Raw genomic sequence first — 19,405 nt, forward strand, 5'->3', positions numbered from 1 at the left:
CCTGTACCCGATAACGCGCTGTGACCCCGGGCGGTTCCCCCGTACTCTGGACGGTGCTATGACTGAGAACCTGCCGCGCACCGTCCGCCCACTCCGCGTCCTGGCCGCCATGTCCGGCGGCGTGGACTCCGCCGTCGCCGCCGCCCGCGCGGTCGAAGCCGGGCACGACGTGACCGGCGTCCACCTCGCGCTCTCCGCGAACCCGCAGTCCTTCCGGACGGGCGCCCGCGGTTGCTGCACCATCGAGGACTCCCGCGACGCCCGCCGCGCCGCCGACGTCATCGGCATCCCGTTCTACGTATGGGACCTCGCCGAGCGCTTCCGCGAGGACGTCGTCGAGGACTTCATCTCCGAGTACGAGGCCGGGCGCACCCCGAACCCCTGCCTGCGCTGCAACGAGAAGATCAAGTTCGCGGCACTGCTCGACAAGGCCCTCGCCCTCGGCTTCGACGCCGTCTGCACCGGCCACTACGCCACCGTCGTGCTGAACGAGGACGGCTCCCGCGAGCTGCACCGCGCCTCCGACATGGCCAAGGACCAGTCGTACGTCCTCGGCGTACTCGACGAGAAGCAGCTCGCCCACGCGCTCTTCCCGCTCGGCGACACCCTCACCACCAAGGAAGAGATCCGCGCCGAGGCCGAGGAGCGCGGCCTGGCCGTCGCGAAGAAGCCCGACAGCCACGACATCTGCTTCATCGCCGACGGCGACACCCAGGGCTTCCTCGCGAACCGCCTCGGCAAGGCCGAGGGCGACATCGTCGACGAGGCGACCGGCCAGAAGGTCGGCACCCACGACGGCGCCTTCGGCTTCACCATCGGCCAGCGCAAGGGCCTGCGGATCGGCCACCCCGCCCCCGACGGCAAGCCGCGCTACGTCCTCGACATCTCCCCGGTGAACAACACCGTCACCGTGGGCCCCGCCGAGGCCCTCGACGTCAGCGCCCTGACCGCGATCCGCCCCCGCTGGTGCGGCTCCACGGCCGCCGCCCCGGGCACGTACACCGCGCAGCTGCGCGCCCACGGCGGCGAGACCGAGGTCTTCGCGGAGCTCGTGGACGGCGAGCTGCGGGTGCGTTTCGCGGAGCCGGTGCGGGGCGTGGCCCCGGGCCAGGCGATCGTCCTCTACGACGGCACGCGCGTGGTCGGCTCCGCCACCATCGCGACGACCACCCGGGCCACGGCCGCGTCCGTGTGAGGCCCCGCCCCGGATGCAGGGGCGGGCGGCGCGGCCGGACTCGGAAGCGGAACGGGGGGACGCCGCGCTCGCTCCGCCGTGTGTCCGTCGCCGCCTGCGCGGCCCCGCTGCTGCTCAGGGGCGTCGCCGCGGGCACGGCGGCCGCCGCCGCACCCGGGGTCGCCTCCCGAGTGGCCGGTGACCGGGTCGGGGAGGTGTCCGCAAAGCCCCTGTGGCCTCGTGACCTGTGACCGCCCCTGAGTCCCGGGCCGTCTAGCCGACCGTGAGGACGATCTTCCCGGTGGTCCGGCCCTGCTCGCCGATCTCGTGGGCCTTGGCGGCCTGCTCCAGCGGCAGCACCGTGTCGATCAGCGGGCGGAGCAGGCCCCGGTCGGCCAGCGCCGCGATCTCCTCCAGCCCCTTGAGGTCCGGCTCCACCAGCACCCAAGAGGCGTGCACGCCCTGCGGGTCGGCCGGGATACCGTCCGGGCCGGGCAGGGTCACCAGGTGCCCGCCGGGCTTCAGCACCTTCAGCGAGCGCTGCCCGTAGTCCCCGCCGACCGCGTCGATCACGACGTCCACGTCCGTGACGGCGTCCTCGAAATCGGTGGCGCGGTAGTCGATCACCTCGTCGGCGCCCAGCTCGCGCAGCAGCCCGTGCTTGGCCGCGCTGGCCGTGCCGATCACGTACGCCCCGCGGGCCTTGGCGATCTGCACGGCGAGGTGGCCGACCCCGCCGGCCGCCGCGTGGATCAGCACCCGCTGCCCGGCCGTGACCCCGGCCGTGTCCACCAGGGCCTGCCAGGCGGTCAGCGCCGCCAGCGGCAGGGCCGCAGCCTGCACGTGGTCCAGGGAGGCCGGCTTGCGGGCGAAGTGCCGGGTCGGGGCGACCACGTACTCGGCGTAGCCGCCCGCCTGGCGCGGGAAGTTCGGCATGCCGTACACCTCGTCGCCCTCGCGGTACAGCGTCACGCCCGGGCCGACCGCCTCGACGGTGCCCGAGACGTCCCAGCCGACCATCGGGACCTCGCCCCAGGCGATCAGGGCGGCGCCGGTGGCCCGCGTCTTCCAGTCCACCGGGTTCACGCCGGCCGCGTGGACCCGTACGAGGATCTCGTTCAGACCCGGCTCGGGCCGCTCCGTCTCGACCTCGGTGAGAACCTCGGGCCCGCCCCACTGGCTCACGACGACCGCGCGCATGACTGTCTCCTCAGGTGTTCTTGGGATGTTCCGTGCCGGTTTCCCGGCCGGTGACCCCAGCTTGGCCGCATCCGACCCCGCGTGGTGTTGGCCGTACGGCCACCATGTGACAGGATCTGGCCATGTCCGTTTTGCATCGTGTTGCCGTACTCGCCCTCGAGGGCGTCGCCCCGTTCGAGCTCGGCATGCCGTCGCGGGTGTTCGGCAACGCCCGTGCCGAGGACCTCGGCCCCCTGTACGAGGTCACCGTCTGCACCGCCGACGGCCTGCCCGTGACCAGCGACGCGGGCTTCACCATCGGCGTCACGGCCGGCCCGGAGGCGCTCGCCGCGGCCGACACCGTGATCGTCCCGCCCACCCACGCCATGCCCGGGCTGCTGCGCGGCGAGCCCCTGCCGCCGGCCCTGGCCGACGCCCTCGCCGCCATCCGGCCCGGCACCCGGACCGTGTCCATCTGCACCGGCTCCGAGGTGCTCGCCGCCGCCGGGCTGCTCGACGGCCGGCGCGCCACCACGCACTGGGCGCACGCACCGGAGTTCCAGCGGGCCTTCCCGCGCGTCCTCCTCGACGAGGACGTGCTCTTCGTCGACGACGGCGACATCCTCACCTCGGCCGGAGTGGCCGCCGGCATCGACCTCTGCCTCTACCTGATCCGCGCCGACCACGGCACCGCCGCCGCCAACCGCGCCGCGCGGCTGTGCGTCGTGCCGCCGTGGCGCGACGGCGGGCAGGCCCAGTACATCGACCGGCCCGTCCCCGAACCCACCGTCGCCACCACCACCGCCACCCGCGCCTGGGCCCTGGAGCGGCTCGCGGAGCCGGTCACGCTGGGCGAGCTCGCCGCCCACGCCCGGATGAGCCTGCGCACCTTCACCCGGCGGTTCCGCGACGAGGTCGGCATGACCCCGGTGCAGTGGCTCACCGTCCAACGCCTCGAAGTAGCACGCCAGTTGCTGGAGTCCAGCGACCTGCCGGTCGACCTGGTCGCGCACCGGGCGGGCTTCGGCTCCGCCAACTCGCTGCGCCAGCACATGCGGGCCTCCCTCGGCATCTCGCCGATCGCCTACCGCCGGACCTTCCGGCCCGCGCTCGCGGAGTCATGACCTCCGGGGTAATCGATTCGCCCGCCCGGCGCTGTCAGGGTTCAATCAGCGGAGCGGGCCGCCAACCGCCCGGCTGGAAACCGGACTTGTGGAGGTCGCCATGACCGCGTACGCCATCGGCCACATACGCCCCGAGACGATGAACGAGGACATCCTCCGCTACATCGAGGAGATCCAGTCGACGATGGACCCCTTCGGCGGCCGCTTCCTCGTGCACGGGGCGGAGGTCGACGTCAAGGAGGGCCCGTGGCCCGGCACGGTCGTGGTGATCGCCTTCCCCGGCATCGAGAGCGCCCGCGCCTGGTACGACTCGCCGGCCTACCGGGCCCTCCTCCCGCTGCGCACCCGCCACATCCCGGGCGAGGTCATCCTGGTGGACGGCGTCCCGCCCGGCTACGACGCCGCGAAGACAGCCGCGGGCCTGCGCGAAGCCGCGGGGCTCTGACCATGGGAAACCGCGCCACCTTCGTGATCGTCGGCCCCGACGGCCCGGCCCGGCACCGCTCCTCCTTCGGCGCCGTCGGGCTGGACCTCGACCTGCTCGCCGGGCCTGAGGCCGTGCTGCCCTTCCTGGCCGGGCATTGCCTGGAGGTGGGCTGGTACTCCGACGACGCGGTCGAGGCCGGCGCGCTCGTCGACCCCGCCCGCCGGATCCTGCTGCTCTTCGTCCAGGAGGGCCCCTGCGCCACTCTGCGCACCCGGGCCGCCGCCCTGGAGCTGCTGCGGCGCGCCTGGGCCGGCTGGGAGGTGCGGTGGCTCTACGACGGCCAGCACGGCCTGCGCGCCCATCTCGGCGTCGGCGGCGACCCGGTCGACGACGACCCCACCCACCTGTACCTCGCCCCGGCCCTGGACCCCGACGACGAGGAACTGACCGACCCCGACCCGGTCGTGGCGGTCGTCACCATCGGCCCGGACCGCTGCCACGTCCTGGGCGGCGTCGCCCCCCACCCGGTCGAGGAGGGCCCCTCCCTGCTGGACCGGCTCCGGGACGCCCCCGACCACGGGAGCCACCGGCTGCCTGCCGACGCCGGGATCCACATCGACCCCGAGCGGCGCCGGATCGGCTGGTGGCTCACCACGACCCCGGCCATCCCCGCCGATGCACTCGCCGCGCGCTGGCCCGGCTGGACCGTGCAGTTCTGGGAGGACCGCCGGGCCGAGCACGAGCGGGCCTCCGGCGGCCGCTTCGCCCCGCCCTCGCCGGACCGCGCCGCCGCGCTGGCCGACGTACGGGACCAGGTCCTGGAGCGCTGGGCCGGTCCGCGGGGCGATGCCCGGGCGGCCCTGGTCGCGGCGCATCCGCACATCCTGGTCGGCGACGGATTCGCCCCCGGCGTCCCCGCCGGGCGGGCCGCCGCCGCCCGCGAAGCGGCCTGGGCGGCGTACCGCGAGGCCACCGGGACCTGACGGGGTGCGAGCATGGGCGGCATGGCTACTCACCTGATCACCGGTGCCGGCGCAGGCATCGGCGCCGCCGTCGCCGCCCGGCTCCACGCCCGCGGCGACGACCTCGTCCTCCTCGCCCGTGACGCCGCGCGCGCCCGGCAGCTCCTCGAGAGCTACCCCGGCGCGCGCACCCTCGTCGGCGACCTCGCCGATCCCGAGCGGCTCTCGTGGGCCTTCTCCAAGCAGCCCATCCCCGAGCGGATCGACTCGCTCCTGCACATCGCCGGGATCGTGGACCTCGGACCGGTGGGCGAGCTGCGCCCCAAGACCTGGCACCAGCAGCTCAACGTGAACCTGATCGCCCCCGCCGAGGTCACCCGGCTGCTGCTGCCCACCCTGCGCGCCTCCCGCGCCACCGTGGTCTTCGTGAACTCCGGCGCCGGCCTCGCCGCCCACGCCGACTGGAGCGCGTACGCCGCCTCCAAGCACGGGCTCAAGGCGCTCGCCGACTCGCTGCGCGCCGAGGAGAAGCAGAACGGCATCCGTGTCACCTCCGTCTACCCCGGCCGCACCGCGACCGCGATGCAGGCCAAGGTCCACTCCCAGGAGGGCAAGGAGTACGACCCCGCCGACTGGATCGACCCCGAGTCCGTGGCGACGACCATCGTCATGGCCGTCGACCTGCCGCGCGACGCCGAGGTCAACGACCTCACCGTGAGGCCGGGCCGATGACCGCCTCGGCCACCGGTGTCGGATCCCTCCCCGGCGGAGACGCCCGCGAGGCCGCCAAGACCGTGACCGGGTCCTTCGAGGAGTTCCCGTACCTGGCCGAACTGCCCGCCCGCGGGCCCGGCGCGGACATGATCGGCCGCTCCCTCGGGCTGCTCGTCGACATGTACGCCCACGTCGAGCCCAGCGGCTGGCGGATCAGCGACCGCCCGGGACGGGATTCGAAGCGGGCCCGCTCCTGGCTGGGGGAGGACCTGGACGCGCTCGAGGAGTTCACCCAGGGGTACACGGGCAAGCTCAAGGTCCAGGCCGTCGGGCCGTGGACCCTCGCCACCGCCCTCGAACTGCACGGCGGCGAGGCCGTGCTCCAGGACCCCGGCGCCTGCCGCGACCTGGCCGGATCCCTGGCGGAGGGCCTGCGCGACCACCTGGCCGACGTGCGCAGGCGCATCCCCGGCGCCGAGATCGTGCTGCAGCTCGACGAGCCGTCCCTGACCGCGGTGCTGCTGGGACGCGTGCGGTCCGCGAGCAAGTACCGCACGTACCGGGCCGTGGACCGGCAGGTCGTCGAGGGCACCCTGCGCGAGCTGTTCGCCGTCCACGACGGGGAGGTCGTCGTCCACTCCTGCGCCCCCGAGGTGCCCTTCGGGCTGCTCCGGCGGGCCGGCGCCACGGGTGTGTCGTTCGATTTCTCCTTGCTCACCGAGCGCGAGGACGACGCCATCGGCGAGGCCGTCGAAGGCGGTACGAAACTCTTCGCCGGAGTGGTGCCGGGCACCGACGCCCCGTTGTCGGACCCTGCCGGTAGCGTCATGGGTGTCAGGAAGCTTTGGCGCAGGCTGGGGCTGGCCCCGGGGACTCTGGCGGAGTCCGTCGTGGTCACCCCGTCGTGCGGTCTGGCGGGTGCCTCGCCCGCCTACGCCCGCGCGGTGCAGGCTCACTGCGTCAGGGCGGCGAGGTCGCTCGCCGACAACCCTGAGTGATGGATTGAGACGGGCCACGGGAGGACACGGCATGGCAGCCGAACAGAAGCAGGGCAGCGAGACGGCCGCACCGGCGGCGGTGCGTGAACAGCACGCGCTGCTGGCCGAGCAGGTCGAGGAGCACCGCTTCCGGTATTACGTGAACGACCAGCCGGTCGTCAGCGACGCCGAGTTCGACAAGCTGCTGCGCTCGCTGGAGGCGCTGGAGGAGCAGTACCCGGAGCTGCGCACGCCCGATTCGCCCACCCAGAAGGTGGCCGGGGCGTACGAGACGGACTTCGCGTCCGTCGAGCACCGGGAGCGCATGCTCTCCCTCGACAACGCCTTCGACGACGAGGAGTTGGCGGCCTGGGCCGAGCGGGTGGCCCGGGACGTCAACACCCCCGACTTCCACTACCTGTGCGAGCTCAAGGTGGACGGCCTCGCCGTCAACCTCACCTATGAGAAGGGCCGCCTCACCCGGGCCGCCACCCGCGGCGACGGCCGTACCGGCGAGGACATCACGCCCAACGTCCGCACCATCGCCGAGATCCCGGACCGCCTCAAGGGCGACCGGATCCCGGAGCTGGTCGAGATCCGCGGCGAGGTCTTCTTCCCGATGGAGAAGTTCGAGGAGCTCAACGCCCGGCTCGTCGAGGCCGGCGACAAGCCCTTCGCCAACCCGCGCAACGCGGCGGCCGGTTCACTGCGCCAGAAGGACCCGAAGGTCACCGCCACGCGCCCGCTGCACATGGTGGTGCACGGCATCGGCGCGCGCACCGGCTTCGACATCGACAAGCTCAGTCACGCGTACGAGCTGCTCAGCGAGTGGGGCCTGCCCACGGCCCGGCACAACAAGGCGGTGTCCTCGCTCGCGGAGGTCCGTGAGTTCATCGCGTACTTCGGTGAGAACCGGCACTCGGTGGAGCACGAGATCGACGGCGTCGTCGTCAAGCTCGACGAGATCCCGCTCCAGGGCCGCCTCGGCTCCACGGCCCGCGCCCCGCGCTGGGCGATCGCCTGGAAGTACGCCCCCGAGGAGGTCAACACCAAGCTGGTGGACATCAAGGTCGGCGTCGGCCGCACCGGCCGGGTGACCCCGTACGCGCAGGTGCAGCCGGTCACGGTGGCCGGCTCGGAGGTCGAGTTCGCGACCCTGCACAACCAGGAGGTCGTCAAGGCCAAGGGTGTGCTCATCGGGGACACCGTGGTCCTGCGCAAGGCCGGCGACGTCATCCCCGAGATCCTCGGCCCGGTGGTGGACCTGCGCGACGGCACCGAGCGGGAGTTCGTCATGCCGGCCGAGTGCCCCGAGTGCGGGACGGCGCTGCGGCCGATGAAGGAGGGTGACATCGACCTCCGCTGTCCCAACGGGCAGACGTGCCCCGCCCAGTTGCGCGAGCGGCTGTTCTACCTCGCCGGCCGCCAGTGCCTGGACATCGAGAACTTCGGTGCCGTGGCCGCGGCTGCGCTCACCAACCCGCTGGAGCCGGCCGAGCCGCCGATGCTCGACGAGGGCGACCTGTTCGGCCTCACCATCGAGCAGCTGCTGCCCATCAAGGCGTACGTCCTGGACGCCGACAGCGGACTGCCCAAGCGTGACCCGAAGACCGGCGAGGAGAAGATCGTCACGGTCTTCGCCAACCAGAAGGGCGAGCCGAAGAAGAACGCCCTGGCCATGCTGGAGAACATCGCGGCCGCCAAGGACCGCCCGCTGGCCCGTTTCATCAACGGCCTGTCGATCCGGCACGTGGGCCCCGTCGCGGCCGAGACCCTCGCCCGCGAGTTCCGTTCCATCGAGCGGATCGAGCAGGCCACCGAGGAGGAGCTCGCCGCCACCGAGGGCGTCGGGCAGATCATCGCGGCGGCGGTCAAGGAGTGGTTCGCCGTCGACTGGCACCAGGAGATCCTGCGCAAGTGGCGGGAGGCCGGGGTCCGGATGGAGGAGGAAGGTTCCGGCGAGGAGGAGGGCCCGCGCCCGCTGGAGGGCCTGACCGTCGTCGTCACCGGCACTCTGCAGAGCCACACGCGGGACGGCGCGAAGGAGGCCCTGCAGAGCCGCGGCGCCAAGGTGACCGGCTCGGTCTCGAAGAAGACCTCCTTCGTCGTGGTCGGCGAGAACCCGGGCTCCAAGTACGACAAGGCGATGCAGCTGAAGCTGGCCGTCCTCGACGACGCGGGCTTCGCGGTGCTCCTCGAACAGGGCCCCGACGCGGCACGCGAGGCGGCGCTCCCGGTGGACGGCGCCGCCGAAGCGGAGTAACACCCGCTGAACGACACGGCGGGACGTGTACGCGAAAAGTGGCTCGGGCGAACGGATGCGTGGTGTGCGGCCGTACGGGCGGGCGCACGCCAGGCGCAACGCCCGGTGCTAAAAGGCTGGTACAGGGCTGTTCGCAGGGCGGTGACCTGTCGGATCATCGGATGGGTGACCCGAGGGTCCTGGTCCAAACTCACCCGTTCGGCGGATACCGTACTGATGAGGATGGCTGGGTCGCATTCGGGCAACCGCCGCCGACCGCTGCCCCTGGGAGCCTCTCGCGTCCTACTGTTGAGGGGTGCGCCTGTCGTGCACGGCTGCGGGATGCGATTCCAGCCGTGATGGCATGACATCGGGGCCATCGCGTGGCATCGGCATTGCCGGCTGTGAGAGGGACGGGCATGAAACCCACCGAAAGCGCCGACCCGTCACCTGATGTCGGCGGGGAGATCCCGTCCATGCGGACGGGCCGGCTCGGTGTCCTGGGTTCCAGGACGCCGGACACCCACCCGCTCGACACCGGCGTGGGATCGGGCGGAGCGGCGCAGCGCACCGTGCTGCCCTTCATCGTCGTGGGCCTGTCCGCCGTGGTCCTCGCGGCCGGCATCGTCTCCGCGCTGAGTGACCGTCATGCCCTGTTCCCCGGCGGCCCGGTCGGCTGGGCGCTCGCCCTGCTGACCGGCATCATCGTCGGCCACCTGGTCGCGCTGGGCCGCGACCGCTGGTGGGGCGGCACCGGGTCGGGCGCGGCCCTCACCCTCGGCGTGCTCCTCCTCTACGGCTGGGTGCCCGCGGGACTCGTCTCGCTCGCGGTGGTCTCCCTGGTCGGGGCGGCCCGCCGGCACCGCTGGCGCCAAGGCCTGCTGCACGGCGCCACCGACATCCTCGGCATCGGCGCGGGGGCCCTCGTACTCGCCGCGTTCGGCGATGCGCCGACCGTCGAGACGCCGTGGCGGCCCACCGCCTGGGGGCTGGAGGCGGCCCCCGAAGTCATCCTGGTGGCCCTGGCCTACCTGCTGGTCACCAAGGTGGTGCTGTGGCTCGCGCTGACCCCGCGCGGCGGCGCCCTGCCCACCGTCGCCCGCACGGCCCTGCTCCGGCAGGCCTTAGTAGCCGTCGCCCTGCTCGGCATCGCCCCGCTGATCTGCGTGGTCGCCGTGACGCAGCCGGTGCTGCTGCCGCTGTTCGCCGTACCGCTGATCGCCCTCGACTCCACCCTGTGGATCGCCCGGGCGCGCGCCGAGGAACAGCTGCGCGATCCGCTGACCGGGCTGCCGAACCGGCAGTGGCTCCTGGAGCGGGCGTGGTCCGCTCTGGACGAGGCTGAACGTTTGGGCACCCGGTCAGCTCTTGTGCTGATCGACCTGGACCGGTTCCGTGCGGTCAACGACACGCTGGGCCACCTGGCCGGCGACCGGCTGCTCCTCCAGATCGCCGACCGGCTCCGCCAGGCCCTGCCCGAGGACGCCGAGGCCGCCCGCCTCGGCGGCGACGAGTTCGCCGTACTCCTGCCCGTCGCCGACTCCACCACCAGCGCCCAGCGGGTCGCCCGCCACCTCGTCGCCGAGCTCAGCTCGCCCCTCGACCTGGACGGCCTGACCCTCGTCCTGGAGGCCAGCGCCGGCCTCGCCGTCTTCCCCGACCACGCCCTGGACGCGGAGGGGCTGCTGCGCCGCGCCGACGTCGCGATGTACCAGGCGAAGCGGGACCGTACGGGCGTGGAGGTGTACGAGTCCAAGCGGGACAGCAACACCCCCGACCGCCTCGGCCTCCTCGGCGATCTGCGCCGCGCCCTCGACGCCGGTGAAGTGGAACTCCACTACCAGCCCAAGGTCCGCTTCGACGGCCAGGTGGCCGGGCTCGAAGCCCTGGTGCGCTGGGTGCATCCGGAGCGGGGCCGGGTCTCGCCGGACGAGTTCATCGCGATCGCCGAGACCTCGGGGCTCATGCCCCACCTCACCGAGTACGTCCTCGAGACGGCCCTCGCCCAGGTGGCGCGGTGGCGGGCGCAGGGCCTGAAGGTCCCGGTGGCCGTCAACGTCTCGCCGCGCGACGTCCACACGCCCGGCTTCGCGGGCGCGGTCGCGGCCCGGCTGGCCCGGCACGGGGTCCCGGCGAGCGGCCTCCAGCTGGAGATAACGGAACACGTCCTGCTGGAGGACCCGCAGCGGGCGGCCGACACCATGGCGGGCCTGACGGGCCACGGCGTGAAGATGTCGCTCGACGACTTCGGCACGGGCTACTCCTCCCTGGTGCACCTGCGGCGGCTGCCGGTCAGCGAGCTGAAGATCGACCGCTCGTTCGTGGCGCGGCTCGCGGTGGACGCGCAGGACGCGGAGATCGTGCGCTGCACGGTGGACCTGGCGCACTCGCTGGGACTGCTCGTCGTCGCCGAGGGAGTGGAGGACGACGAGACCTGGGAGCGCTTGCGCGACCTGGGCTGCGACGCCGTCCAGGGCTGGCTGGTCGCGGCCGCCATGCCCCCGCAGGAGGCCACGGCCTGGCTCCTGGCCCGCGGCGAACGCGGCTGGCGCCGCCCGGCGGACATCACGGCGGAACTCTCGGCCTCCCCGACCCGCGCGGAAACCCCGGCCCAGTAGCCGACGCGGCGGCCGGCGCCGGGCCCGGGGGACCCCTGGCGGGAAACGGTTTCGTGGGTCCGGGGCCCGGCCCCATAGGATTGGGCACGAAACTACACACTCACCACCCCCAGAGGATCGCTGCATGCCTGGCATCACGCGCGAGGAGGTTGCCCACCTCGCTCGGCTGGCACGTCTGGAGCTCAAGGCCGAAGAGCTGGACCACTTCGCCGGACAGCTCGACGACATCATCGGCGCGGTCGCCCGCGTTTCCGAGGTCGCCGACCAAGACGTCCCGCCGACCTCCCACCCGCTGCCGCTGACGAACGTCATGCGCGCGGACGAGGTCCGACCGTCGCTCACCCCCGAGCAGGCGCTTTCCGGCGCTCCCGCCCAGGAGCAGCAGCGTTTCAAGGTGCCGCAGATCCTGGGGGAGGACTAACAACCATGACCGACCAGATCATCAAGCTCACGGCCGCCCAGACCGCCGAGAAGATCGCCTCCGGCGAGCTCACGGCCGTCGAGGTCACCGAGGCCCACCTGGCCCGCATCGACGCGACCGACGAGAAGGTCCACGCCTTCCTGCACGTCGACCGCGAGGGCGCCCTCGCCCAGGCGCGCGCCGTCGACGCCAAGCGCGAGCGCGGCGAGAAGCTCGGCCCGCTGGCCGGCGTCCCGCTCGCCCTCAAGGACATCTTCACCACCGTCGGGGTCCCGACCACCGTCGGTTCGAAGATCCTCGAAGGCTGGATCCCGCCGTACGACGCCACCCTGACGCGCAAGCTCAAGGAAGCCGACGTCGTCATCCTCGGCAAGACCAACATGGACGAGTTCGCCATGGGGTCCTCCACCGAGAACAGCGCGTACGGGCCCACCGGCAACCCCTGGGACCTCACCCGCATCCCCGGCGGCTCCGGCGGCGGCTCCGCGGCCGCGCTGGCCGCCTTCCAGGCCCCCCTCGCGATCGGCACGGACACCGGCGGCTCCATCCGCCAGCCCGCCGCCGTCACGGGCACGGTCGGCGTGAAGCCCACGTACGGCGGTGTCTCGCGCTACGGCATGGTCGCCTTCTCCTCCTCCCTCGACCAGGGCGGGCCCTGCGCCCGTACGGTCCTGGACGCGGCGCTCCTCCACGAGGTCATCGCCGGCCACGACCCGCTGGACTCCACCTCCATCGACGCCCCGGTCCCGCCGGTCGTCGAGGCGGCCCGCAACGGCTCCGTCGCCGGCATGCGCGTCGGTGTCGTCAAGCAGTTCGCCGGCGAGGGCTACCAGGCCGGCGTCGTCCAGCGCTTCAACGAGTCCGTCGAGCTCCTCAAGGAGCTGGGCGCCGAGATCGTCGAGCTGGACTGCCCCTCCTTCGACCTCGCGATGGCCGCGTACTACCTCATCGCGCCGTCCGAGTGCTCCTCGAACCTGGCCCGCTTCGACGCCATGCGCTACGGCCTGCGCGTCGGCGACGACGGCACCAAGTCCGCCGAGGACGTCACCGCGCTCACCCGCGAAGCCGGCTTCGGCGACGAGGTCAAGCGCCGCATCATCCTGGGTACGTACGCGCTGAGCTCCGGCTACTACGACGCGTACTACGGCTCCGCCCAGAAGGTCCGCACGCTCATCACGAAGGACTTCGAGAAGTCCTTCGAGCAGGTCGACGTGATCGTCTCCCCGACGACCCCGACCACCGCCTTCGCCATCGGTGAGCGCACCGACGACCCGCTGGCGATGTACCTCGCGGACCTGTGCACCATCCCGACCAACCTGGCCGGCAACTCCGCCATGTCGCTCCCGTGCGGCCTGGCACCGGAGGACGGCCTGCCGGTCGGGCTGCAGATCATCGCCCCGGCGATGAAGGACGACCGGCTGTACAAGGTCGGCGCCGCCGTGGAGGCGGCCTTCGTCGCACGCTGGGGTCACCCGCTGCTTGAGGAGGCACCGTCCCTGTGAGCACCAGTGCACTGTCCAAGGCCAAGGGCTTCAAGAAGTCCAAGACCGGTACGTACCTGTCGATGGGTACCACCGCCTTCGGCGCCCTCGGCGTGATCAAGCAGGTCAAGAAGGCCCGCACCGAGCACGACACACTGAAGCTCGTCGACGCCGTCGTGTCCGCCGCCGCCATCGTCACCGGCCTCGCGATCCTGTACCGCGAGCTGAAGCGCCTGGGCGACGACGACGTCCTGCTGGGCTGAGAGGGAAAGTTTCACCGTGACCACCTTCACCGAACTGATGTCGTACGAGGACGCTCTCGCCTCGTTCGACCCCGTCATGGGCCTTGAGGTCCATGTCGAGCTCGGCACCAAGACCAAGATGTTCTGCGGCTGCTCGACCGAGCTGGGCGCCGAGCCCAACTCGCAGACCTGCCCCACCTGCCTCGGTCTGCCCGGCTCGCTGCCCGTCGTCAACGCGATCGGCGTCGAGTCGGCCATCAAGATCGGCCTCGCGCTGAACTGCGAGATCGCCGAGTGGTGCCGCTTCGCCCGGAAGAACTACTTCTATCCGGACATGCCGAAGAACTTCCAGACCTCCCAGTACGACGAGCCGATCGCCTTCAACGGCTACCTCGACGTCCAGCTGGAGGACGGCGAGATCTTCCGCGTGGAGATCGAGCGCGCCCACATGGAGGAGGACACCGGCAAGTCGCTGCACGTCGGCGGCGCCACCGGCCGTATCCACGGCGCGTCCCACTCCCTGCTGGACTACAACCGCGCCGGCATCCCGCTCATCGAGATCGTCACCAAGCCGATCGAGGGCGCGGGCGAGCGGGCCCCCGAGGTCGCCAAGGCGTACGTCGCCGAGCTGCGCGAGGTCATCAAGGCGCTCGGCGTGTCCGAGGCCCGCATGGACAAGGGCCAGATGCGCTGCGACGTGAACCTGTCGCTGCGCCCGACCCCCGAGTCCGAGTTCGGCACCCGCAGCGAGACGAAGAACGTCAACTCGCTGCGCTCCGTCGAGCGCGCGGCCCGCTTCGAGATCCAGCGCCACGCGGCGGTGCTCTCGTCCGGCGGCACGATCGTGCAGGAGACCCGGCACTTCCACGAGGAGGACGGCTCCACCACCGCCGGCCGCATCAAGGACAACGCCGAGGACTACCGGTACTTCCCGGAGCCCGACCTGGTTCCCGTCGCCCCGGCCCGTGACTGGGTCGAGGAGCTGCGCGGCGGCCTGCCCGAGATGCCGCGCGTGCGCCGCAACCGGCTCCGCGAGGAGTGGGGCGTGAACGAGCACGACATGCAGTCGATCCTCAACGCGGGCGCGGTGGACTCCATCGTCGCCACGATCGAGGCGGGTGCCGACTCGACCGCCGCGCGCAAGTGGTGGATGGGCGAGCTGGCCCGCAACGCCAACGAGCAGGGCGTCGTCGTCGACGAGCTGCCGATCACCCCGGCGCAGGTCGCGCGCGTCGCGGCCCTGGTCGCGGCCGGCGAGCTGAACGACAAGCTGGCCCGCCAGGTCCTCGAGGGCGTCCTCGCAGGCGAGGGCACCCCGGACGAGGTCGTCGAGAAGCGCGGCCTGAAGGTCGTCTCGGACGAGGGCGCGCTCGGCGCGGCCGTGGACGAGGCCATCGCGGGCAACGCGGCGATCGCCGACAAGATCCGCGGCGGCAAGATCGCGGCCGTCGGCGCCCTGGTCGGCGCGGTCATGAAGACCACCCGCGGCCAGGCCGACGCGGCCCGCGTCAAGGAGCTCATCCTGGAGCGCCTGGGCGTGACCGAGGGCTGACCCCCGCCTGCCTGAACGCCCGGAGGCCCCGCACCTGTTGGTGCGGGGCCTCCGTCGTCTGCGTGGGCGTGACGCCCGGTCAGCTGGCCTGCGGGGCGCTGAGGAAGGCGAGGCGGGCCTGCTTGGCCGGCAGGTAGACCTCGGGCAGGTCGATCTCCGGGAGCTCGATCTCCGGGCCGAGCACGAAGCCGGTGCGCTCGAGGCGGGCGATGGCCCTCTCGTTGCGGGCGTCCGGCTCGGCGACCACGCGGCGGGTGAAGCCGTCGGACCAGACGAACCCCATGAAGGCGGCCATCAGGGCCGCGCTGAAGCCGTGCTGGGCCGACCCCTGGGCGGGGCTGATCAGCAGGTGCACGCCGGTGTCGCCCGGCTGGACCTCGTAGCACTCGCCGACCCGGTCCTCGGAGCAGTCGTACGTCTGGAAGAGCCCCACCGGCTCGTCGTCACGGCTGACGATGAACGCGTGGTGCGTGGTGCGTCTGTCGACGTCCTCGTAGATCTCCTGGACCAGCTCGCGGCTGGCCTCGCGCATGCCCCAGAAGCAGGCGCGCTCTTCGGTGACCCAGCTGTGGATCAGGGCCGAGTCCCCGGCGGGGTCGACGGGGGTGATGGTGACCGTGCCGAAGCCCTCGATGAGCTGGGTGTGCACGGGGCGGCGGGCGGACGTGGTCATCTGGGGGTTTCCTTCGTGAGGCGGGTCCAGTCGGTGACGACGGGGACGAGATCGCACTGCGCCCAGAACGGCAGCTGGTCGCGGTGGTGGGGTGAGCCGGTGACGCCGTCCGCGCCGAGCGGGACCGCCCAGAGGCTGTCCTCGCGGCGGGCCAGGTCCCAGACGTAACGGGCCGACGATGCACGGGCGGTGAGATCGGTGAACCCGGGCACGGTGGAGGTGGCGTTCACGCAGTCGTGGTCGCCGCCGAGGCCGGGCCACTCGGCCTCCGGGTCGGGGAGGGCCGACCAGGGGGCCAGCCGGTGGACCTCCGACCAGGGGGCGTCGGGGCGGTCGGCGGCGGCCGTATCTTCCAGGGCGGTGCGGACGTGGGCCGCGCGGTCGAGGCCGGGCAGGAGGGGGGTGGTCAGCAGGCCTTCGAGGGCATAGCCGATCTTCGGGACCAGGTACAGCCAGGGGTGGAACACCTCCGGGCCGGAGGGGGCGTCGGCGAGTCCGGCGAAGACGGGGTCGGCGGCGAAGGCGCGTACGGTCGCGGTCCGGAAGGCCGAGAAGACGCTCGCGTCGGTGCTCTCGGCCGCCATGTGGCGGTCCCAGGCGAGCAGCCGGGTGCGCAGTGCGGCTGCCTCCGGGGAGAGGCCGCCGAGTCCGGGCAGCAGGGCCAGCAGCGGCTCGGCGGAGGCCAGGTACGTGTCCCGGTGTACGTCGGCCATCGCCTTCGGGGTCCAGTCCGCGGAGCCGGAGAGCAGCTCGCGGATGCGGTTGGCGCGGTGCGGGGGCGCGAACTCCACGCCGAGCGGTGAGGCGATGCCGCGCGCGTTCGCCATGACGGCGAAGCCCTGCACGGGCTCGGCGGGGGTCTCGGCCCAGCCCTGCCAGGTGTACCGGGGATCCCAGGCGGGCACCGGGCGCAGCCGGTTGGCCCGGTGGCGCAGCGGGACCGCGCCGGCGACGCGGTGCAGCAGGCCGCCCTCGGCGTCGGCGGCGTGGACGACGTTGACGGGCTCGGCCCAGCCGTCGAAGGCGCGGTCGATGTCGGCGACGGTACGGGCGCGCAGCAGGGCGGGGAGGACGGCGAAGCCGAGGTCGCGGCGGACGCGGGGCGGGTAGCGGAGGGCGAGGGTCTGGCCGCCGCCGTCCGTCTCGTCCCGGATGATGACGGGGCCGCGCGCGGTCTCCAGGACCTCGACCTCGACCGGGTCGGCGCCGGCGACGGTGATGGTCTCGGTGTGCCGGGCGACGGGCTCCCATGCGCCGTCGGGGCCGAGGGCCTCGATCACGTCGGGGGCGGCGGGGGCGGTGCGCAGTCGCTCGGCGTACAGGTCCTGGTAGTCGGACATGGCGTTGGTGATCGCCCAGGCGGCGCTGCCGGTGTGCCCGAAGTGGCCGAGGCCGGGGATGCCGGGGACGGCCAGGCCGAGGACGTCGTACTCGGGGCAGGAGAGCCGTATTTGCTGGTACACGCCCGGGTCCTCGATGAACCGGTGCGGGTCGCCCGCGATGATCGCCGAGCCGGTGGCGGTCCGGTCGCCCGGGACCAGCCAGCCGTTGCTGCCGGCGGTGCCGGGGCCGTCGGTGGCGAAGAGGGTGACGGCCTCGTCCCCGAGGGCTCGGGCCACGCGCTCGCGCCACAGCTTGGTGGCGAAGCCGGCGAAGAGGATGTGCGTGGCGATCCAGATGGCGAGGGGTACCCAGGGCTCCCACGGGGTGGGGGCGTGGCCGGTGCGGGCGAACCGCTCGTCGCGGGCGGCGCCCCGGGCCAGCCCGTCGTTGACGCCGTCCACGTACGCCCGGACCCAGGCGGCGGTGTCGGGGTCGAGCGCCTCGTGGCAGCGGCGGGCGGTGTCGGCGAGCCGGGACCGGCGGGCGAAGCGGTCCCAGGCGACGGACTCCGGGCCGAGGAAGGCGGCGCTGGAGCCCTGGGCGCGGTGGCGCTCGACCTCCAGCTGCCAGGCGCGGTCGAGGGCGGTGGTGTAGCCCTGGGCGTAGGCGAGGCGGTCGGCGTCGGCGGCGCGGAGGTGGGGGATGCCCCAGTCGTCGCGGTAGAGCTCGAAGGCGTCGGCTCCGGTGGCATCGGCCACGCCGGCGTCCGCTCCGGTGGCGTTTGCGCCGACGTCGTCCGCGTTGGTCACAAGGCTCACACTCATCCCCCAGTGCATTAGGTTAGGCTGCCCTAACTATAGGGCTCGAGGGAGGGGTGGTCACACATGGGAGGCGTCGGCAAGGGCTGGGAGGGCGTGGTCCTTCGGCTTCTGCGGGGCAAGGACTTCACGTTCACGGTCACGGGCGCGGAGGACGTCACGGAGCACTACCGCCGCGTGCACGTGACGGACGGCGGGCTGCTCGCGGCGGCCGGTGAGTCGCTCCACCCGACGATGTGGGTGCGGCTGTGGTTCGAGAGCGCCGGCAAGCCGCACACGCGGGCGTACACCCTGGTCGACCCGGATCCGGCGGAGGGCACGTTCAGCCTGGAGTTCGCACTCCACGACGGCGCCGCGAGCGCGTGGGCGCGGGCCGCGAAGCCGGGCGACACCATCGAGGCCACCGTCCAGGGGACCGGTTTCACCGCCCCGGCGCCCGAGCCCGAGCGGCTGCTGGTGATCGGCGACCCGGCCTCGGTCCCGGCGATCAACTCCCTGCTGGACGCCTACCCGCAGACCCCGGCGACGATCTGGCTGGAGACGCAGCACGCGTCGGACGCCGGCCTGCCGGTACGGCTGGACCCGGCCCGGCACGAGATCAGGCGGGTCGAGCGCACGGGCTCGGCACTGGTGGACCAGGTGAAGGCGCAGCTCCCGCAGCTCGTCGCGGACCCGGCGTCGGCGTACGTCTGGCTCGCCTGCGACACGGTGACGACCCGGACGCTGACGGCGTACCTGCGCAAGGATCTGGCCCTGCCGAAGCAGCGCGTGAACGGTCTGGGCTACTGGCGGGCCGCCTGACGGGCCTTGGGGCCCTGGGGCCTTGCGGCCTTCGTGTCCGAGGGCTTGAGGGCTTGAGGGCTTGAGGGCTTGCGGGCCTGACGGGCCCGGGCGGTCCCGCCGGGCGCGTCAGGCTCCGGTGGCGCCGTCGATGGCCTCGCGCAGGAAGTCGGCGTGTCCGTTGTGGCGGGCGTACTCGTGGATCAGGTGCAGCATCACGAGCCGCAGCGAGGCCTCCTCCTTCCAGCCGGCCACGTAGGCCGTCACGTCGAGGGACTCGGCGGCCGCCTCGATGCGCCGGGCGTGCGCGACCTCCGCCTCCCAGGCGGTGAACGCCTCCTCGCGAGTGGCGCCGGCGGCGTTGTAGGCGGCCTGGAAGTCGTGGGTGCCGGACCAGAGGTGGGGAAGCTCCTCACCGTTCAGGGTGCGGCGGAACCACTGCCGCTCGACCTCGCCCATGTGCCGGACCAGGCCCATCAGGGAGAGGGTGGACGGCGGCGACGAGGGCCGCCGCAGCTCCTCGTCGGTGAGGCCCTCGCACTTCCAGGCGAGGGTGGCCCGGTGGTAGTCGAGGTATGCGCGCAGGGTCTCGCGCTCGTCGCCGGTCAGCGGCGGTCCAATGCGTTCCATGGGGTGATCCTGCCCGGGAGACGCCGGGGCCGGAAGGGCTGGCGGGCAAGTGGGCGGGCCCTGCGACG

The 19,405-nt window shown here is 72.8% G+C and carries 17 protein-coding genes; 13 read left to right on the forward strand and 4 right to left on the reverse strand.

The features are described 5' to 3' along the window. Window positions 1-58 precede the first annotated feature (58 nt). On the forward strand, window positions 59-1,195 hold the full coding sequence (gene mnmA / locus ACZ5WG_RS03275; RefSeq protein ID WP_468720230.1) for a tRNA 2-thiouridine(34) synthase MnmA: 1,137 nt from the start codon (window positions 59-61) through the stop codon (window positions 1,193-1,195). A 252-nt stretch (window positions 1,196-1,447) separates the two neighbouring features. Here the strand turns inward: mnmA and ACZ5WG_RS03280 are convergent, their stop codons facing one another. After that, on the reverse strand, window positions 1,448-2,374 hold the full coding sequence (locus ACZ5WG_RS03280) for an NADP-dependent oxidoreductase (RefSeq protein ID WP_468720231.1): 927 nt from the start codon (window positions 2,372-2,374) through the stop codon (window positions 1,448-1,450). 122 nt (window positions 2,375-2,496) lie between these two features. Between ACZ5WG_RS03280 and ACZ5WG_RS03285 the strand changes: the two genes are divergently transcribed. The 11 genes from ACZ5WG_RS03285 (at window position 2,497) to gatB (ending at window position 15,113) form a co-directional block, all read left to right on the forward strand. Next, complete coding sequence (locus tag ACZ5WG_RS03285; protein ID WP_468720233.1) at window positions 2,497-3,477, forward strand: GlxA family transcriptional regulator; 981 nt, start codon at window positions 2,497-2,499, stop codon at window positions 3,475-3,477. A gap of 100 nt (window positions 3,478-3,577) precedes the next feature. Further along, window positions 3,578-3,922 carry a DUF1330 domain-containing protein gene (locus ACZ5WG_RS03290; RefSeq protein ID WP_468720234.1) on the forward strand — a complete coding sequence of 115 codons (345 nt, stop codon included), beginning with the start codon at window positions 3,578-3,580 and terminating at the stop codon, window positions 3,920-3,922. Between the two features lie 2 nt (window positions 3,923-3,924). Next, window positions 3,925-4,887 carry a hypothetical protein gene (locus tag ACZ5WG_RS03295; protein ID WP_468720235.1) on the forward strand — a complete coding sequence of 321 codons (963 nt, stop codon included), beginning with the start codon at window positions 3,925-3,927 and terminating at the stop codon, window positions 4,885-4,887. Window positions 4,888-4,908: 21 nt separating this feature from the next. Further along, window positions 4,909-5,598, forward strand: coding sequence for an SDR family oxidoreductase (locus ACZ5WG_RS03300; protein WP_468720236.1), 690 nt, complete (start codon window positions 4,909-4,911; stop codon window positions 5,596-5,598). After that, complete coding sequence (locus ACZ5WG_RS03305; RefSeq protein ID WP_468720238.1) at window positions 5,595-6,578, forward strand: methionine synthase; 984 nt, start codon at window positions 5,595-5,597, stop codon at window positions 6,576-6,578. The genes ACZ5WG_RS03300 and ACZ5WG_RS03305 overlap by 4 nt, the downstream gene beginning before the upstream one ends. A gap of 31 nt (window positions 6,579-6,609) precedes the next feature. Next, window positions 6,610-8,820, forward strand: a complete 2,211-nt coding sequence (gene ligA / locus ACZ5WG_RS03310) for an NAD-dependent DNA ligase LigA (RefSeq protein ID WP_468720240.1) — start codon at window positions 6,610-6,612, stop codon at window positions 8,818-8,820. 398 nt (window positions 8,821-9,218) lie between these two features. Then, on the forward strand, window positions 9,219-11,417 hold the full coding sequence (locus ACZ5WG_RS03315; RefSeq protein WP_468720242.1) for a putative bifunctional diguanylate cyclase/phosphodiesterase: 2,199 nt from the start codon (window positions 9,219-9,221) through the stop codon (window positions 11,415-11,417). Between the two features lie 124 nt (window positions 11,418-11,541). Further along, the gene (gatC, locus tag ACZ5WG_RS03320; protein WP_010984178.1) at window positions 11,542-11,838 is read left to right on the forward strand and encodes an Asp-tRNA(Asn)/Glu-tRNA(Gln) amidotransferase subunit GatC; all 297 of its coding nucleotides are present in this window, start codon (window positions 11,542-11,544) and stop codon (window positions 11,836-11,838) included. Window positions 11,839-11,843: 5 nt separating this feature from the next. Then, entirely contained in the window at window positions 11,844-13,340 is a 1,497-nt protein-coding gene (gene gatA / locus ACZ5WG_RS03325; protein ID WP_383515464.1) for an Asp-tRNA(Asn)/Glu-tRNA(Gln) amidotransferase subunit GatA, read from the forward strand. 62 nt (window positions 13,341-13,402) lie between these two features. After that, window positions 13,403-13,582 carry a hypothetical protein gene (locus ACZ5WG_RS03330; protein ID WP_229345000.1) on the forward strand — a complete coding sequence of 60 codons (180 nt, stop codon included), beginning with the start codon at window positions 13,403-13,405 and terminating at the stop codon, window positions 13,580-13,582. Window positions 13,583-13,619: 37 nt separating this feature from the next. After that, window positions 13,620-15,113 carry an Asp-tRNA(Asn)/Glu-tRNA(Gln) amidotransferase subunit GatB gene (gene gatB / locus ACZ5WG_RS03335; protein WP_468720523.1) on the forward strand — a complete coding sequence of 498 codons (1,494 nt, stop codon included), beginning with the start codon at window positions 13,620-13,622 and terminating at the stop codon, window positions 15,111-15,113. 79 nt (window positions 15,114-15,192) lie between these two features. Here gatB and ACZ5WG_RS03340 read toward each other — a convergent pair whose 3' ends face one another. Both ACZ5WG_RS03340 and ACZ5WG_RS03345 read right to left on the reverse strand, forming a co-directional pair. Next, the gene (locus tag ACZ5WG_RS03340; protein WP_468720244.1) at window positions 15,193-15,786 is read right to left on the reverse strand and encodes a GNAT family N-acetyltransferase; all 594 of its coding nucleotides are present in this window, start codon (window positions 15,784-15,786) and stop codon (window positions 15,193-15,195) included. Further along, window positions 15,783-17,933, reverse strand: a complete 2,151-nt coding sequence (locus ACZ5WG_RS03345; RefSeq protein ID WP_468720245.1) for a penicillin acylase family protein — start codon at window positions 17,931-17,933, stop codon at window positions 15,783-15,785. The genes ACZ5WG_RS03340 and ACZ5WG_RS03345 overlap by 4 nt, the downstream gene beginning before the upstream one ends. Window positions 17,934-17,993: 60 nt before the next feature. Between ACZ5WG_RS03345 and ACZ5WG_RS03350 the strand changes: the two genes are divergently transcribed. Next, a complete protein-coding gene (locus tag ACZ5WG_RS03350) occupies window positions 17,994-18,728 on the forward strand; it encodes a siderophore-interacting protein (protein WP_468720246.1) in 735 nt (244 codons plus the stop codon). Between the two features lie 108 nt (window positions 18,729-18,836). On the opposite strand, the gene ACZ5WG_RS03355 is transcribed toward ACZ5WG_RS03350, so the two are convergent. Next, window positions 18,837-19,337, reverse strand: a complete 501-nt coding sequence (locus tag ACZ5WG_RS03355; RefSeq protein ID WP_468720247.1) for a DinB family protein — start codon at window positions 19,335-19,337, stop codon at window positions 18,837-18,839. Window positions 19,338-19,405 lie beyond the last annotated feature (68 nt).

The sequence above is a fragment of the Streptomyces sp. NPDC032745 genome, assembly GCF_055579465.1.